A 14,608-nucleotide genomic window follows, 5' to 3' on the forward strand; every position below is an offset into this window, starting at 1 on the left:
TCGAGACGGCTCACAAACGATCGTGGCCGACATTTGATGCGCCAGTGACAGTCACGGATCACATCGCGGACCCGATCAGAGGTCTTCGTCCCGGAGTTCGATATCCGCGACGAGCTCGTAGGGATGAGCGTCCTTCCGGATCCCGTCGAGAAGCGTGAACGCCTGGCCGGGCTCGAGGAAGTGTTCGGTCACCACGCGACCGAGCGGCGTGGGTTCGAAGCCGTCGATGAAGTCGTACTGCAACAGCTTGCCGATGGCGTGTTTCGTGGGGACGTCGCCGAGCATCCGGTCGTTAAGTGCCTTCGCTGCCTTGCCGCCGACCGTGACGTTCGCGAGCGTCTCCTCGACGGCCGCGGCCTCGTCGTAGTGAGTCATCACCGACTCCATCTCGCCTTTGAGGAGTTTGAAGGCGACCTCGTCTTCGCTCATCTCCATCGAATTGTGGTAGACGGTGTCGGGTTCGACGAGGACGTACACCGTCCCCGTGTCGTGGTAGTCGGGCCGGCCCGCGCGGCCGAGCATCTGGTGGAACTCCTGGACCGAGAGCCACTCGATGCCCATCGCCAGCGAGTCGAAGATGACCTGCGAGGCGGGGAAGTCGACCCCCGCGGCCAGCGCGGCGGTCGTCACGACCGCCGAGAGCTCCTGCTCGCCGAACTTGCGTTCGACCGTCTTTCGGCGCTTGTAGTCCAGTCCGGCGTGGTAGGGAGCGGCCGAGTAGTCGAGCTTCCGCGAAATCTCGTGACAGCGCCGCCGGGAGTTGGTGAAGATAATCGTCTGCCCGCGATACCCCTTCGAGGACTCGGTGTCGAACTCGCGTTTGACGAGTTTGTTCTCGACCCGCACTTTCTCCTGGCCGTCCGCGAAGGTGACGTGGCGTTCGATCGGGATCGGCCGCTCCTCGAACTCGATGAGCGTCGCCTCGAGCGCTTCGGTGAGCTGCGTCGGGTTGCCGACAGTCGCCGAGAGGTAGACCCACTGCGCGCCGTCGTACTCCTCGCGGCGCGCCGCCCGCTGCTCGCACGTGTACTTGAGCCGCGAGATGAGGCCGTCGAGGCGGTGGCCCCGATCCTCCTCTTTCAGCGTGTGGACCTCGTCGATGACGACGGTCCCGATGTCGCCCATCTCCTTGCCCGTCCGCAGGGCGTGATCGATCCCCTCGTAGGTGCCGACGATGACATCGGCGTTCGGATCGAACTGGTTGCCGTTGTCGGCGATCCGGCTCGCGCCCACGCGGATGGAGACGTCGACGAGGTGGCCGTATTCGTCCTGAAAGTCCTCGTACTTCTGATTGGCCAGCGCCACCAGCGGCACGAGAAAGAGCATCGTCCCCTTGCCCTCGAGGACGCGGTCGATGCCGGTCATTTCGCCGACGAGGGTCTTCCCGGTCGCCGTCGCGGAGACGACGAGCTGGTCCTCGCCATCCAGAAGGCCGTTCTCGACCGCGAGGCTCTGGACCGGCAGCAGCGTCTCGAACCGGTCCTCGAGAAGGTTCTGGATACCCGGATGCAGGGTCAACGAGTCCGTCCGAACGGGGTCGACCTCCTCGGTCGTCGCCGAGATGGTATCGAACTTCGTCAGATCGGGGTCGAGCTGTCCCTTGAGCAGGTTGACGATCCGCTCCAGGTCCTGTACTTCCAGCATGAGGTCTTCGAGACGCTCCTTGGCGGCACCCGAGACCTCGCCGCCGCCCGAAAAGGAAAGCTGGCGCTCGAGTTCCTGTTTCGCACAGTCCGTACAGATCCAGTCGTTGTCGTCCTTGACGGCGGTCTCGGTCGTGATCGGCGAGTACCGGCCCGCGCCGGCGCAGTAGCGACAGGTTCTGACGGTCTTGACCTTGTCCTCGAGTTGGTAGCCCTCGAGCATCTCTCGAAGGTCGCGCCGACCGGCGCTCGAGGTCTGTTCGGAGATGCGGATCCGCTTGGACCGGCGGGCGAGTTCGACGAACTCGTCGGGCTGGCGGGGCTCCTCGCTCGAGCCATCTTTGAGTCGGAACTTCGCGGGGCGGGGCCCGGCCGAGGTTTCCGAGAGCCCGAGTTTCGCGCGGAACAGCCGCTGTCCGTCACGTTCGACGATGACGAGAAAGTCGCCACCGGTTTCGTGACAGAAGATGGTATCGACCTGCTGGACCTGCTTCGACACGACAGTGAGTAGTAGCGTGGCGTACTTGAGCGATTCGGACTCGAGCGAGTCGATCCCGGGTCGGCCCGAACGCGCGCCGCCTCGCGGAGTTCGACCGAGCGCTCGCCTAGAAGTCGCCGTTGACGATATCGCTGACTTCCTGCGGGTCGTACAGTTGCTCGTCGATGCTGTAGAGCTGTTCGGCCAACCGCTGAGTGGCGACGAGGTTGATGATCGGGCCCTGATAGAACGGGACGGTCTTGTAGACGTTGTCGTTCTGGACGGCCGTCAGTTTCTGCCCGGCGTTGTGACTTTGTATCGGTTCGAGGAAGTTCTGCTGGAACTCCTCCTCGCTGAGGTATTGCTCGGTGCGAAGCAGGATGTACTCCGGATCGACATCGAGGAGCGTCTCGTAGTCGATCGAGCCGCGGGTGTTGTGGAAGTTCTCGACGTCGGAGTTCGCGAGCGCGTCCTCGACTCCGAGGTCCCGCAGGTGTTTGTAACTCGTCGACTCGTCGATGATGTAGGGGAGGAAGGAGTCGTCCGCGATCTGCGGGTACAGGACCGCGGCCTCAGGTCGGTCGCTCGAGGGAACGACGTTCTCGAGTTCCGACTTGAACTCGTCGTGCAGCGTCTCGAACTCGTCGTAGCGTTCCTGTTCCTGGAAGACTTCGGCGAGTTTCTCGAAGGCCTCGTACATCGTGAGGTAGTCGTAGTCCTGGTGCCACGAGTAGCCCCGAGAGGTGATACTGTTCCCGAAGAACGGCGTCCCCGTCGATTTGATCCGCTCGATGGCGTCGCCGCTCCAGTCGGCCCGTCCCGTGAGGAAGTTCGGATCCATGACGAGTACGTCCACGTTCTCGGCGAGGTTCATGAACTTCTCGGGGCCGAACTCGTCGTCCCAAAGCGTTTCGATATCGTCCGGGTCGACGCTCACGTCGGGAATGTCGACGTAATACCCCGTATGTAACCGCCCCGCGATATAGAGGCCGACCGGCGGCTCCTGACCCAGTGCGATCCCCATGTCGGCCCAATCCGCGGTGCCGGCGGCCCACGTCTGGGGGACCGACTCGAACTCGACGTCGCCGACCGGCGGCATCGATACCGTGTATGCGGTTTCGCCGTCCGAGGATCCGTCGTCTCCGATGCAGCCCGCCATCGCGCTCACACCTGCGAGCGCACCCCCCGTTTGAAGCACATTCCGTCTCGTCCACGTCCGTTCGTTGCTCATCGAATTTTAGGTCAGCCTAAAACAGTAAAAGTGTTCCGGAGCCGCCCGACTGATCGGTGTCAGGTGTCGCCGGTAACGATATCTGCGACCGCCTGCCGGTCGAACAGCTTCTCGCCACCAAACTCGTCGGGATAGACTCCCTGGGCCGCCCGCTCGAGCTGGAACAGGTGGATAATCGGTCCCTGGTAAGTCATGCCGCCGTAGACAACGCGGTCGTTTCGGACCGCCCGGAGTTCGCTCGCAACGCTGTGATCGCGCATGAACGAGACGATCCCCTGCTCGAACTCCGACTCGGTGACCGTTCCCTGTTGTCTGATCGCGATGACGTCGGGATCGATCTCGAGCAACGTCTCGTAGTCGACGGTGCCGCTCGCCGCCTGCGCGTCGCCGACGCCGCTCGCGGCGAGCGCACCGTCGACCCGAAGATCGGTCCAGTGTTTGGACTGGGTATCGTCCTCGATATGGTAGGGATAGAACGCTTCCGGCTCGGCCGAGGCGGGGACGAGGACCGCGACTTCGGGCCGCTCGTCGGGCAGTCGGGACCGAACGTCGGCCAGTACATCGTCGTGGAGCCGTTCGAACGCCTCGTAGCGCTCTCGCTCCTGAAATACCGCCGCCACCTTCTCGAAGGCCTCGTAGAGGGTGTAGCGGGTGTAATCGTGCCAGTCGTAACTGGCCGAGAAAATCGTATTGCCGACGAACGGCGCGACGGTCTCGCTGATCTCGTCGACCTCGTCTTGGCTCCAGCCCAGCCGGTTGATCATGAAGTTCGGATCGATGAGGTGAACGTCGGCCTCGAGCTCGTAGAACACCTCCTTCCCGGTCCCGTCGTCCCAGAGTTCGGTCAGGTCGTCCGGGTCGACCGAGACGCCCGGCAGGTCGTCGTAATAGTGGGTCCCGTACCGGCTCTGCAGGCCGATTCCGACCAGACCGTCACCCTGCCCGAGCGCAACGCCCATATCCGCGTAATCGCCCGTGTACGGGAGCCACCTCTCCGGAACGGAGTCGAACTCGACGGTGCCGACGGGCTCCATCGTGACGGAGTACTCGCCCTCGCCGTCCCCCGACCCCTCCGTGCCGAGACAGCCGGCGGTCGTCCCGAGTCCGGTGATCGCTGCTCCCGTCTTCAGCAGGCGTCGTCTCGTCCGTTTCGAATCGGTCGTCATCGGGTTTTAGGCTGGCCTAAAAGTACAAAAATATTCCGGATGGCGGCGTCAGTCCTGGTTATCCGGGAGCGCGCGCTTCGGCAGCACCTGCAGTTCGGGCTCGTACTCGACGGTGGCCTCGACGCCGAAGACGTCGGCCAGCAGCTGTTCCGTCACGACCTCTTCGGGCGGCCCCCAGTCGTAGAGTTCGCCGTCGCACATCGCGACCAGATAGTCCGCGAACCGGGCCGCCTGCGAGATATCGTGGAGGATGACAGCCACGGTGACGCCCTTCTCCTCGTTGAGCTGTCGGATCGTCTCGAGCACCCGGAACTGGTGGTGAATGTCCAGAAACGTGGTCGGCTCGTCGAGCAACAGGACGTCGGTGTCCTGTGCCAGCACCATGGCGATCCAGGCCAGTTGCTTCTGGCCGCCGCTCAGTTGGCCGAGTTCGGACTCCCGGAGGTGGTCGATCCCCGCCAGTTCGATCGCGCGTTCGACCGCCCGGTGATCCTCCTCGGTGACGCCGTCGAAAAAGCCCCGATGCGGGTAGCGGCCGTGATAGATGAGGTCCTCGACGGGAATCGAGCCGAGCGAGTCGTTCTCCTGCGAGAGGACCCCTATCTCGCGCGCCAGTTCCTTGCGACTGAACGTGTCGAGGTCCTCGCCGTGTATCTGGACGGATCCCGTGTCCGGCTCGAGATGCTTCGAGAGCGCCTTCAGGAGGGTACTCTTCCCGCTGCCGTTGGGGCCGACGAGCGCGGTCACCGCTTCCTCGGGGATGTCGAGGCGCGCGCAGTCGACGATGGTCTCCTCGCTCGTCGGATAGCTGAGCTCGAGGTCGTCGCCGACCAGTGCGCTCTCGACCGCAACGCCGTTGTCGTCGGTGATCCGCTCCTGTTCTCGATCCGCGTTCCGCTGTGTGCGTGACATTATAGCTCACCCATCGATTGCTGTTTCCGCATCAGATAGAGGAAATACGGGCCGCCGATCAGTCCGGTGACGACGCCGACGGGCATCTGGGTCCCGCCCAGCGCGAGCCGCGCACCGACGTCGGCGGAAACCATCAGTGCGGGCCCGGCGAAGAGACACCCGATCATCAGCCGTCGGTAGTCCCCACCGACCGTGTTCCGGACGATGTGGGGGACGACGAGGCCGAAGAAGCTGACGATACCGGCGACGGCGATCGCGGCGCTGGCGGCCAGAATCGCGACGGCCGAGAGGCCAAAGCGGACCCGTTCGACGCGCATCCCGAGCGAGCGAGCGGTGCTCTCACCCAACATGAGGACGTTCAACTGCCGCGCACCGGCGAGCGCGATCGCGATCGCCACGGCCGCCGGCAGGATCGCGATCCGTACTTCTTCCCAGCCGGTGCCCGTGAGCGAACCCGTCAACCAGGCGATCGCCGTCTGGACGACGCCCAGATCGTCCGCGAAGAAGAACAGCCCCTGCTGGAGCGACTGAAAGACCATGTTCACGACGACGCCCGCGAGCACGAGTCGGACGGGGCTCGTCCCGCCCTTCCAGGCGATCGTGTAGACGATCACGAACGCGACCGTCCCGCCCAGCGCGGCGATCAGCGGCAGGAACGGTGAGAGACCGCTGAAGACGACCAGCGTCGCCAGCACGGCGAATCCAGCGCCGGAGCTGACCCCCAGCACGAACGGACTCGCCAGCTCGTTCCGCGTCACGGCCTGGAAGATCGCACCGGAGATCGCGAGCGTCGCGCCCGCGATGATCGCGACGAACACCCGCGGCATTCGGAGAGTCCAGACGACGATGCTCGCGGTGCTCATCTCCGGCAGGTCCGTACCGAAGAGGAACGCCGACCAGGCGTGGAGGTTGAATATCACGCTCGGATTGAACACCGCCTGCCAGGCCTCGAGGAACGTCATCGAATACTCCCCGAAGCTTACCTGCACGAGTCCGGCGACGACGGTGACGACCGTGCTCGCCAGACAAAACAGGATGAGCATCCCCGTGACCCATCCCTCCCGCTCTCGGGCGGACCTGTGCCCTTCGACCGACTGCGCTTCTGCCATCGTATTTAGGTGTGCCTAAAAGACGTTTAGTAGTTGCGGTTGGAGAACGGTATGACACGGCGCTGTCAGCATCCGCAGTCGGGTCGAGTTCTCTCGGCTCGAGGCGCCCGGCGAACCGGGCCGTCACTCGAGCAGGTTTATCTCGTCGTCTCCGTTCGGAACCGCACAGATGAACGCACCCGGCTCGTCGCCCTCGTTACGATACCAGTGGACCGTCCCGGCCGGGATCAGCAGGGAATCGCCGGCTTCGACCTCGTGTTCGTCGTCGCCGTCGACGGCTTCTTCTCGCGGGCGTCGCCCGCTCGAACGGTCCGCGGAGTCTTGGACGACTTCGTCGTCCAATGGTCGGGAACTCGCCGAGTTCCCTCGACTTTGCTCCGCGCTATCGCCGTCTGCTCGATGCGCCTTCGGCGCATCGCTGATGCCGACCGTGTACTCGCCCTCGAGGACGTACTGCTCGTGTTCGACGTCGTTGGTGTGTTTCGGCACCTCGGCACCTGGCTCGAGGACGAACCGCCGAATCGCGAAGTTCGGCGCGCCGTGGTCGTCGTCGATCAGAACGCCCTTCGAGAGCCCGTCGGCCGCGTCGACCGGCTCGTACTCGATCGCCTCGCCGCGTCTGACCAGTGGCACCGTCATGGTCTCGAGTCGGTGGCGGATCCACAAAACGGTCCGGGTCGACAGCGTCATGGTTCTCGAGCGGCCAGCGCGAGGAACGCGATTCCGAAGCAGCCGACCAGCAAGGCGATGTAGGAGAGGATTACGCGCGCGTCGCCCCCGCGCTCGAACCCGAGGAACGCGGCGCCGACCGCACCGACGAGCGTGCCGACGCCGAAGATGACGAGGACGACGCGTTCGGTCCGGCTCTGTCGGATCGTCCGCTCCGTCTCGCTCGCGGCGGCCTCAAGAAGCGGTCGGGCCTCCTCATAGACGTCTCGGGGCATTGAGACGTACCCCGGTGCCGTCACCCCTCGCGTTTTAGTTGCGTACGACGGTCGGAGGACGACGGTTCCCGTCCCGGGCACGCGGCGGACGCTGATGGCCGCGAGTTCCTCGAGATCGAACGACTGGTCGTTCACGCGAACCGTTCCCACCACGGGATCGATTTCGCCGCGGGAGTTCACCATCTGCATGCCGATCGACGTCCCGACCGGGACCACCAAGAACAACGCGAGCAAGGCCACCGGAGACACCGCGACCGAGCCGACGATCACGACCGCGCCAGCGAGGACGCTCACCGCTGCGGGGAGCGGGCGAAGCCGATCGTACCCGGTGCGGTCCACCCACGTCCGTATCGAGGAGCGGACCGTCTCGTCGTCGACCAGCGGGAGCACGTAAAGCAGCGAGAACGGCCCGCCGATCAGCAAGAGCAAGACGAACAGCGCGAGTCGTCCGTACGCGCCGTTTACGGCGGAGAGAGCAAGCCCTGCGGCTCCGAGTGCAACCACCAGTAGCGTCATTCCGCCGAAAAAGCCGACCTGAAAATACTGACAGAGACGACCGAGCGTTGACGCCGACGCGCTACGTGACCACGTGACTGCGTCGGAGTGGTCCGTCATCACTCGTCGTTCGTGTCACTGAAAGATAAAATTGTGGTCGGGCGGACGAGGAGTTTCGCGTTCGATAACGCCGCCGCTCAGGGGTGATAAAATACTGCAGTCAAGTGCCGATACCAGTTCGAATTCGCCTTACAGGCGCTCGACGTTCGTCGCGCGCGGGCCCTTGGGGGCCTGCTCGATATCGAACTCGAGTTCCTGTCCTTCCTCAAGGTCCGGGCCGCCGATGTCTTCCATGTGGAAGAACACGTCGTCGTCCGCGTCCTCAGTCTCGATGAATCCGTAGCCGCCAGTGTCGTTGAAGAAATCAACGGTTCCTTTCGCCATTGCTTCTAAAGAGAAGCGTCCGGAAGTGATAAAGGCACCGACTCGTTCCGAACGGCGATGTCGGGGAACAGACCCGTTCGGACCGGTATGGGCGGGTTTAGCGACCACTCACTCGGTCCGTCTCCTCCGGGCGCTGTACCGAGATACGTCGGTGTCCACCGTCAGTAGTAACGGAGGCGTGTTTGCATGCAGCCGATCGGGACGGCGGTCCCGTTCGGACCAGGTTCCGGGAGCCCAATATTGACTTGGGGGCGCGACCATGAACGGGTATGGCAGAAACCAGGCAGTGGCAACTCGCCAGTCGTCCGGTCGGCGAACCGACCGCAGAAAACTTCGAACTCGTCACCGTCGACCGGCCCGAACCGGACGACGGCGAGGTGCTCGTCGAGACGCTATATCAGTCGGTCGATCCCTACATGCGCGGGCGGATGCGCGACGTGGAATCCTACGCCGAACCGTGGAACGTCGGCGAACCCATGCAGGCCGGCATCGTCGGCGAAGTCCTCGAGTCCGAGGCCGACGAATTCGCGGAAGGCGACGTGGTAACCGGTGATCTCCTCTGGGCGGAGCACGCGGTCGCCGACGCGGACGAACTCCAGCCGGTGAACCCGGACCTCGGTCCGGTCTCGACGGCACTGGGCGTGCTCGGGATGCCCGGCGTGACGGCCTTCTGGGGCCTGCTCGACGTCGGCGATCCGAACCCCGGCGACACCGTCGTCGTCTCCGCCGCCGCGGGCGCGGTCGGCTCCGTCGTCGGCCAGCTCGCCCGGATCAACGGCGCGCGCGTGGTCGGCACCGCCGGTAGCGAACAGAAAGTCGAGTGGCTCACCGAAGAGCTCGGCTTCGACGCCGCGATCAACTACAAGGAGACCGACGACCTCGGCAGCGCGGTGGCCGAGGCCTGCCCCGACGGGATCGACGTCTACTTCGACAACGTCGGCGGCCCGATCACCGACGCCGTCTGGCCCCGCCTGAACGTCCACGCGAGAGTCGCCGTCTGCGGCCAGATCGCGCTGTACAACGAGACCGAGGTTCCCACGGGTCCCCGAAAGCTCGCGAAACTCATCGAGACCCGCGCGAAGGTCGAGGGACTGCTCGTCGGCGACTATCAGAATCGGTGGGCCGAGGCGCTCAAGCGCCTCTCCACGTTCATTCAGGAAGACGAAATCCGCTACCGCGAGAACGTCGTCGAAGGCTTCGAAAATGCCCCCGACGCGTTCCTCGGCCTGTTCGAGGGCGAGAACATCGGCAAGCAACTGGTCAAGGTCGGCGAGCGCGGCGACTGAACGGGTCGTGTCGCGGCTCAGTTCTCCGCTTTGGAACGCGGGTCCGACGAGTCGGTCGTCCGCTCCGCTAGAGCGACGACCGATGCAGTACGCGACGGGGGAGGATCGCGGGACCAGCGTACGATGTCAGCGGGGAGGTGACCTGAAAGCGATGTCAGAGGGTCCGGCCGCACGCAGCCTCGCAGTTGTCAGACGGGAGTGGGCGGACGGCCGGTCGCGGTCGCAGGGACGGGCGACAGGCCCCGATCTCGAGGACGCGCCTCGGACGGTGGAGGGCCGGCGATCGAGGCCTATTCGAACGGAGGAACCGCCACACGTTATAGTCAGCGCAAGCTGAAATGCCGGTTTTAGTTACCGGTTCGGGCGGACAGATTCAACCGCTCGAGGTCGAAACGGTTAACCACGCTGACAGTGTAGCGGGCAAATATGCTGGACACCCTCATCGGCCTCATCCCCGACGACCCCGTCATCATCGCGGTCGTCGTGATCCTCCTCTCGCTGGTCTTCTTCGCGTATCTCCTCCTGCGGCGGACCGTCCTCGAGTTCCGCGACGGAATGCGCGGCGATCGCTGATTCGGGGCGGTCACAGGTCGCCGGCCGATCGATCCCCATCACGAACCGTTTTTTTCCTCCCCCCGTCAATACCGGGGTATGGACCCGCGAATCCGCGAACACGCCGAGATTATCGCCAATCACTCGGTCGACCTCGAGGACGGTGACAACGTCGTCATCGATGCCCATCCAGTCGCCGAGGACCTGGTCGTCGCGCTCCACGAGGTGATCGGCGATCGGGGAGCGAACCCGATCACGACCAGCCAGCGAACCGGAAAGCGACAGCAGCGCGCGTATCTTCGGGCTTCCGATGACGAGTTCGACACACCCGAGCACGAACTCGCGCTCGTCGAGAATACCGACGTCTACATCGCTATTCGCGCGACGGACAACGCCACACAGACCAGCGACGTCGACCCCGAGACCAGCGCGGCCCACCAGCAGGCCCATCGCCCGATTCTCGAGGAGCGCCTCTCGAAGCGCTGGTGTCTCACGCAGTTCCCCGCGCCGGCGAACGCCCAGCTCGCGGAGATGAGCACGGACGGCTACGAGAACTTCGTCTGGGACGCCGTCAACAAGGACTGGGACGAACAGCGCGCCCATCAGGAGCACATGGTCGAGATCATGGATCCCGCCGACGAGATCCGGATCAAGAGCGGCGACACGACCGACGTGACGATGTCCGTCGCGAACAATCCGACGCTGAACGACCACGGCGAACACAACCTGCCCGGCGGCGAGGTCTTCACCGCACCCCAGCCCGACAGCGTCGAGGGCGAGGTCCTCTTCGACATGCCGCTCTATCACCAGGGCCGGGAGATCACGGACGTCTTCCTCGAGTTCGAGGGCGGCGAGGTCGTCTCCCACTCGGCGGCGAAGAATGAGGAGGTGCTGACCGAAGTGCTGAACACCGACGATGGCGCGCGCCGACTCGGTGAACTGGGCATCGGGATGAACCGCGACATCGATCAGTTCACCTACAACATGCTCTTCGACGAGAAGATGGGCGACACCGTCCACATGGCCGTCGGCCGAGCGTACGACGACACCGTCGGCGAGGGCAACGAGGCCAACGACTCCGCGGTCCACGTCGACATGATCGTCGACATGAGCGAGGATTCGGTCATCGAGGTGGATGGGGAGGTCGTGCAGCGAAACGGGACGTTCCGGTTCGAAGACGGGTTCGAGGAATAACCACTCTCAGTCCGTTCATTGCCGACTTTTCAGATACTCTAATTCACGTCCGCGACTACAACAACCCGAACAACTGCATGCGGTGGCGCGCGCTGGGCCGCGGCGAATTGCGAGGCGTGAACGAAGTGAGCGCCTCGGAACGCGAACGGTGACCGCAGGGAACCGTGAGCCGGGTGAGCCGCGGCACGAAATCGTGCGAGGGATGAGCGAGCGACCGCAGGGAGTGAGCGAATCGGCTGGGGAGGGCGTGGCGACTCCCTGCTGCCAGCGGAGGCAGGACACTCGTCACCATCTATCATCGCTGCTCAGACAGGTCCAACGGAGAGTGCAGTTCGAAGCCGCTTGAGCAGTCACAGATACACCCGCTCGAGTCCCGTTTACGGGCCGACCCCCAGCCGTCGACGCGGTGGTTTCGGTGGTGACGTTCGGCGACGGGAGGTCGGCTGCCCGCCGGGGCTCGAGTCCGACGGAGGAAATAGGGGCCCAGCGGAGATATCACTCGCGCTCGAGCGGGAACACATCCGGCGGGACCGAACAGCCACAGGGACCGACGGACCCGGTGTGGGGACCGGTGACGACCGAGACCAACGCGGAATCGCCACAGCGCGGGCAGTCGGGAAACGGCGAGTCCTCGTCGTCGCTCCCGTCGTTCGCGTCCGGATCGGCGGTCATGCCGACCACCAAGAACGGAGCCCGTCGAAACCGGATTCCGAAGTCGGCGCTGGTCGTGACGGGCGATTCCGCGGTCGTACGGGACGTTTATATCCCGCGAGAATGTACGCAATCATGGCTTTCGAACCCTCGTGGGTTGGAAGCCACGTCTCGGGTGTCTCTAGCACCCGGGGCATTTCGGCGCATGCCCCGCGCGACTGATGGAGTGTGGCTTCCGTTCTAATTGTTGGTCCAAATTAACTTATAACTACTGCAAAGTATGTGGAATAGAGTGAGTGAGGCCTCGAGCGTATTCGAAGTTACTTGCTAACAGGCGACCAATCCGATTTGATCTGTAGCATGAGGATAGCAGCAGGTAGTGTCCTGCCGCCAGTGGCGGCAGGGAATAGCCACGCCCTCCCCAGCCGATTCGCTCGTTCACTTCGTTCACTCACTCATCCCTCGCACGGGGTTGTGCCGCGGTTCACTGGCGTTCACCGCGACTCAGCGCGCGCCACCGCATGCCGCTCGGACAGTCCGAAGTGAGACAGCAGTCGCCGACCCGGAACGATACTGGGGATCGGCAACACAATTAGCGAACTGATCGAAAACAGGACGATCAGTCGTTCGGTCGAGTAGAACGGTTGCTATCGACCGGGTTTATACTCCCGCGAGAGCTATCAGGCGTATGGACGTACTCGTCGCGTACGACGGCTCAAAGCCCGCGCAGAAGGCGGTCGAACACGCGTTTTCGACGTATCCCGACGCGGAGATCGTGTTGCTGCGTGTCATCGAGGCGGCGGACAGTTCGACGGAGGCGGGGATCAGTATCGTACAGGAGATGCTTCGGGAGCGAGAGGAGGAAGTCTCCGCGGAGTTCCCCGACGAGATCGACGCGATCACCAGCGATCCCGACGTCGAGTTTCGGACCGAGACCGTCGTCGGGAAGCCCGCACGCGAGATCGTCTCGTTCGCAGAAGCGCACGACATCGACCACGTCATCATCGGAAGTCACGGACGGTCCGGTCTCTCCCGCATCTTGCTCGGCAGCGTCGCCGAGAAAATCGTCCGGCGCGCCCCCATGCCGGTTACCGTTATCCGCTGAGTCGAGCCTCGAGCGAAGCGCGACTCAGTTACGGAGGACACTCGGTGGACCGCGATCGGTCGGTGACGGAGTCCGCAGTCAGTCGTCGACCAGCGCTGCGACCATCCCCGAGACGAACTCGAGTTCGTCCTCGTTGACGCCGTGGCCCATCCCCTCGTAGAGCCGTTTGGTCACGTCTGCATGCATCGACTCGAGGACGTCGGCCGTCTCGTGGACGCGCTCCTCGGGGATGTGCGGGTCGACGTCGCTACAGCCCAGGAAGACGGGGGTCTCCTCGAGGTCGGGGTCGTTCTCGAGGTAGTCGTCCGGATCGATGTCCTCGCCGATGAGGCCGCCGCTCAGGGCGGCGAGGCCGCCGTATCGCTGCGGGTTGCGCGCGACGAACTCGCTGGCGAGGCAGGCCCCCTGCGAGAATCCCATCAACATGATCCGCTCGGTCGGAATCCCGGCGTCGGTGGCCTCACCGATCGCGTCACTGATGGCCTGCAGCCCCGAGCTCCGTCCGGGCTCGTTCTGCTCAACGGGCTCGAGGAAGGAGTTCGGATACCACGTCTGGCGGGCCGCCTGCGGCGCGAGGAAGGCGACACCCTCCCGACCCACGTCGTCGGCTATCTGGATCATCCCGCGAGCGGTCGCGCCACGACCGTGAGTGAGGACGACCGCAGCGGTCGCATCCTCGAGGTCGGTGCCGCCGGTGACCAGCGGCTGGCCCTGATGTGGGCCCTCGACGCGGTCCCCCGCGCTCATTCGACACCACCGACGCCGGTGCTGGCGTCGGGCAGGTCGTGTTCGATTAGCTCGAGGCCGAGCGCCTCGATCGCACCGCGGAGGTGTTCGTCCTTGGCGTAGTCGGCGCCGTCTTCCTCGCGGAGCTCCTGTGCCTTCGCCAGCACCTCGCCGCGGCGGTCGTCGGGAACCTCGTACTTGTCCGTCGAGAGCTCGATGACGAGGCCGTTGTTGTCCGTGGTGTAGATCGAGTGGAAGATGCCCCGGTCGAAGACGTTGTACTGGTGGCCCGCGTCCTCGAGCGCGTCCATCGTGTCCTCGTAGTCGTCGGGATCGACGCTGAAACAGAGGTGGTGGACGGCACCGGTGCCGCCGCGCTGGCCGCGCTGATTCGACGGCCGGTCGTCGCTGACGAAGAAGGTCAGAATACGACCGTCGCCGGTGTCGAAGAACAGGTGCGTCTGCGAGGGGTCGTCGAGGTTGGGTTGGCGGAGCACCAGCGGCATCCCGAGCAGGTCCTGGTAGAACTCGATCGTATCGGCCTCGTTGCTCCCCCAGATGGTGATGTGATCGGTTCCCGTCGTGTGGACGGGGCTGTCGGGTAGTTCCGGCGTGACTGGATTGGTGGGTTCGGTAGGCATGGTGGGTGAATCGAATCGGTCGTGAATCCGA

At 64.3% G+C, this 14,608-nt stretch carries 15 protein-coding genes; 4 read left to right on the forward strand and 11 right to left on the reverse strand.

All coding sequences use genetic code 11. The annotated features are described in order from the left end of the window. Positions 1-75: 75 nt before the first annotated feature. From CP556_RS06430 to CP556_RS06465, 8 genes are all read right to left on the reverse strand, one after another. Entirely contained in the window at positions 76-2,142 is a 2,067-nt protein-coding gene (locus CP556_RS06430; protein ID WP_098724855.1) for a DEAD/DEAH box helicase, read from the reverse strand. Positions 2,143-2,248: 106 nt separating this feature from the next. Further along, the gene (locus CP556_RS06435; protein WP_098724856.1) at positions 2,249-3,352 is read right to left on the reverse strand and encodes an ABC transporter substrate-binding protein; all 1,104 of its coding nucleotides are present in this window, start codon (positions 3,350-3,352) and stop codon (positions 2,249-2,251) included. A gap of 59 nt (positions 3,353-3,411) precedes the next feature. Then, positions 3,412-4,518, reverse strand: coding sequence for an ABC transporter substrate-binding protein (locus CP556_RS06440; RefSeq protein WP_098724857.1), 1,107 nt, complete (start codon positions 4,516-4,518; stop codon positions 3,412-3,414). A gap of 48 nt (positions 4,519-4,566) precedes the next feature. After that, positions 4,567-5,430, reverse strand: a complete 864-nt coding sequence (locus tag CP556_RS06445) for an ABC transporter ATP-binding protein (RefSeq protein WP_098724858.1) — start codon at positions 5,428-5,430, stop codon at positions 4,567-4,569. Then, positions 5,430-6,539: a FecCD family ABC transporter permease gene (locus tag CP556_RS06450; protein WP_098724859.1), complete on the reverse strand. Its 1,110-nt coding sequence runs from the start codon at positions 6,537-6,539 to the stop codon at positions 5,430-5,432. Before CP556_RS06450 ends, CP556_RS06445 begins: the two co-directional genes overlap by 1 nt. Positions 6,540-6,662: 123 nt before the next feature. Next, entirely contained in the window at positions 6,663-7,229 is a 567-nt protein-coding gene (locus tag CP556_RS06455; RefSeq protein WP_343124869.1) for a cupin domain-containing protein, read from the reverse strand. Further along, positions 7,226-8,098: a hypothetical protein gene (locus tag CP556_RS06460; protein ID WP_098724860.1), complete on the reverse strand. Its 873-nt coding sequence runs from the start codon at positions 8,096-8,098 to the stop codon at positions 7,226-7,228. Before CP556_RS06460 ends, CP556_RS06455 begins: the two co-directional genes overlap by 4 nt. 129 nt (positions 8,099-8,227) lie before the next feature. Next, a complete protein-coding gene (locus CP556_RS06465) occupies positions 8,228-8,422 on the reverse strand; it encodes a cold-shock protein (RefSeq protein WP_005554588.1) in 195 nt (64 codons plus the stop codon). A gap of 269 nt (positions 8,423-8,691) precedes the next feature. On the opposite strand from CP556_RS06465, the gene CP556_RS06470 reads away from it, so the two are divergent. From CP556_RS06470 to CP556_RS06475, 3 genes are all read left to right on the forward strand, one after another. Next, positions 8,692-9,708, forward strand: a complete 1,017-nt coding sequence (locus CP556_RS06470) for an NADP-dependent oxidoreductase (RefSeq protein WP_098724861.1) — start codon at positions 8,692-8,694, stop codon at positions 9,706-9,708. Positions 9,709-10,134: 426 nt separating this feature from the next. Further along, positions 10,135-10,281: a DUF7859 family protein gene (locus CP556_RS25860; protein ID WP_176548140.1), complete on the forward strand. Its 147-nt coding sequence runs from the start codon at positions 10,135-10,137 to the stop codon at positions 10,279-10,281. A gap of 78 nt (positions 10,282-10,359) precedes the next feature. Beyond that, positions 10,360-11,454 (forward strand): aminopeptidase, encoded by a 1,095-nt coding sequence (locus CP556_RS06475; RefSeq protein WP_098724862.1) that lies wholly within the window; start codon positions 10,360-10,362, stop codon positions 11,452-11,454. A gap of 495 nt (positions 11,455-11,949) precedes the next feature. On the opposite strand, the gene CP556_RS25865 is transcribed toward CP556_RS06475, so the two are convergent. Next, positions 11,950-12,126 (reverse strand): hypothetical protein, encoded by a 177-nt coding sequence (locus tag CP556_RS25865; protein ID WP_176548141.1) that lies wholly within the window; start codon positions 12,124-12,126, stop codon positions 11,950-11,952. Positions 12,127-12,793: 667 nt separating this feature from the next. Here CP556_RS25865 and CP556_RS06485 point away from each other — a divergent pair. After that, complete coding sequence (locus tag CP556_RS06485) at positions 12,794-13,210, forward strand: universal stress protein (protein WP_098724864.1); 417 nt, start codon at positions 12,794-12,796, stop codon at positions 13,208-13,210. Positions 13,211-13,288: 78 nt separating this feature from the next. On the opposite strand, the gene CP556_RS06490 is transcribed toward CP556_RS06485, so the two are convergent. Both CP556_RS06490 and CP556_RS06495 read right to left on the reverse strand, forming a co-directional pair. Further along, the gene (locus tag CP556_RS06490) at positions 13,289-13,957 is read right to left on the reverse strand and encodes an alpha/beta hydrolase (protein ID WP_098724865.1); all 669 of its coding nucleotides are present in this window, start codon (positions 13,955-13,957) and stop codon (positions 13,289-13,291) included. Further along, positions 13,954-14,577, reverse strand: coding sequence for a VOC family protein (locus CP556_RS06495; protein ID WP_098724866.1), 624 nt, complete (start codon positions 14,575-14,577; stop codon positions 13,954-13,956). Before CP556_RS06495 ends, CP556_RS06490 begins: the two co-directional genes overlap by 4 nt. Positions 14,578-14,608 lie beyond the last annotated feature (31 nt).

It is taken from the genome of Natrinema sp. CBA1119 (genome assembly GCF_002572525.1).
Taxonomy (GTDB): Archaea; Halobacteriota; Halobacteria; order Halobacteriales; family Natrialbaceae; genus Natrinema.

Excerpts from the sequence above, each read along its gene's own strand:
- CP556_RS06440 (WP_098724857.1), bottom strand. The coding sequence starts at position 4,518 with ATGACGACCGATTCGAAACGGACGAGACGACGCCTGCTGAAGACGGGA.
- CP556_RS06485 (WP_098724864.1), top strand. The coding sequence starts at position 12,794 with ATGGACGTACTCGTCGCGTACGACGGCTCAAAGCCCGCGCAGAAGGCG.
- CP556_RS06495 (WP_098724866.1), bottom strand. The coding sequence starts at position 14,577 with ATGCCTACCGAACCCACCAATCCAGTCACGCCGGAACTACCCGACAGC.
- CP556_RS06465 (WP_005554588.1), bottom strand. The coding sequence starts at position 8,422 with ATGGCGAAAGGAACCGTTGATTTCTTCAACGACACTGGCGGCTACGGA.
- CP556_RS06455 (WP_343124869.1), bottom strand. The coding sequence starts at position 7,229 with ATGACGCTGTCGACCCGGACCGTTTTGTGGATCCGCCACCGACTCGAG.
- CP556_RS06460 (WP_098724860.1), bottom strand. The coding sequence starts at position 8,098 with ATGACGGACCACTCCGACGCAGTCACGTGGTCACGTAGCGCGTCGGCG.
- CP556_RS25860 (WP_176548140.1), top strand. The coding sequence starts at position 10,135 with ATGCTGGACACCCTCATCGGCCTCATCCCCGACGACCCCGTCATCATC.
- CP556_RS06475 (WP_098724862.1), top strand. The coding sequence starts at position 10,360 with ATGGACCCGCGAATCCGCGAACACGCCGAGATTATCGCCAATCACTCG.
- CP556_RS06470 (WP_098724861.1), top strand. The coding sequence starts at position 8,692 with ATGGCAGAAACCAGGCAGTGGCAACTCGCCAGTCGTCCGGTCGGCGAA.
- CP556_RS06435 (WP_098724856.1), bottom strand. The coding sequence starts at position 3,352 with ATGAGCAACGAACGGACGTGGACGAGACGGAATGTGCTTCAAACGGGG.
- CP556_RS25865 (WP_176548141.1), bottom strand. The coding sequence starts at position 12,126 with ATGACCGCCGATCCGGACGCGAACGACGGGAGCGACGACGAGGACTCG.
- CP556_RS06450 (WP_098724859.1), bottom strand. The coding sequence starts at position 6,539 with ATGGCAGAAGCGCAGTCGGTCGAAGGGCACAGGTCCGCCCGAGAGCGG.
- CP556_RS06445 (WP_098724858.1), bottom strand. The coding sequence starts at position 5,430 with ATGTCACGCACACAGCGGAACGCGGATCGAGAACAGGAGCGGATCACC.
- CP556_RS06490 (WP_098724865.1), bottom strand. The coding sequence starts at position 13,957 with ATGAGCGCGGGGGACCGCGTCGAGGGCCCACATCAGGGCCAGCCGCTG.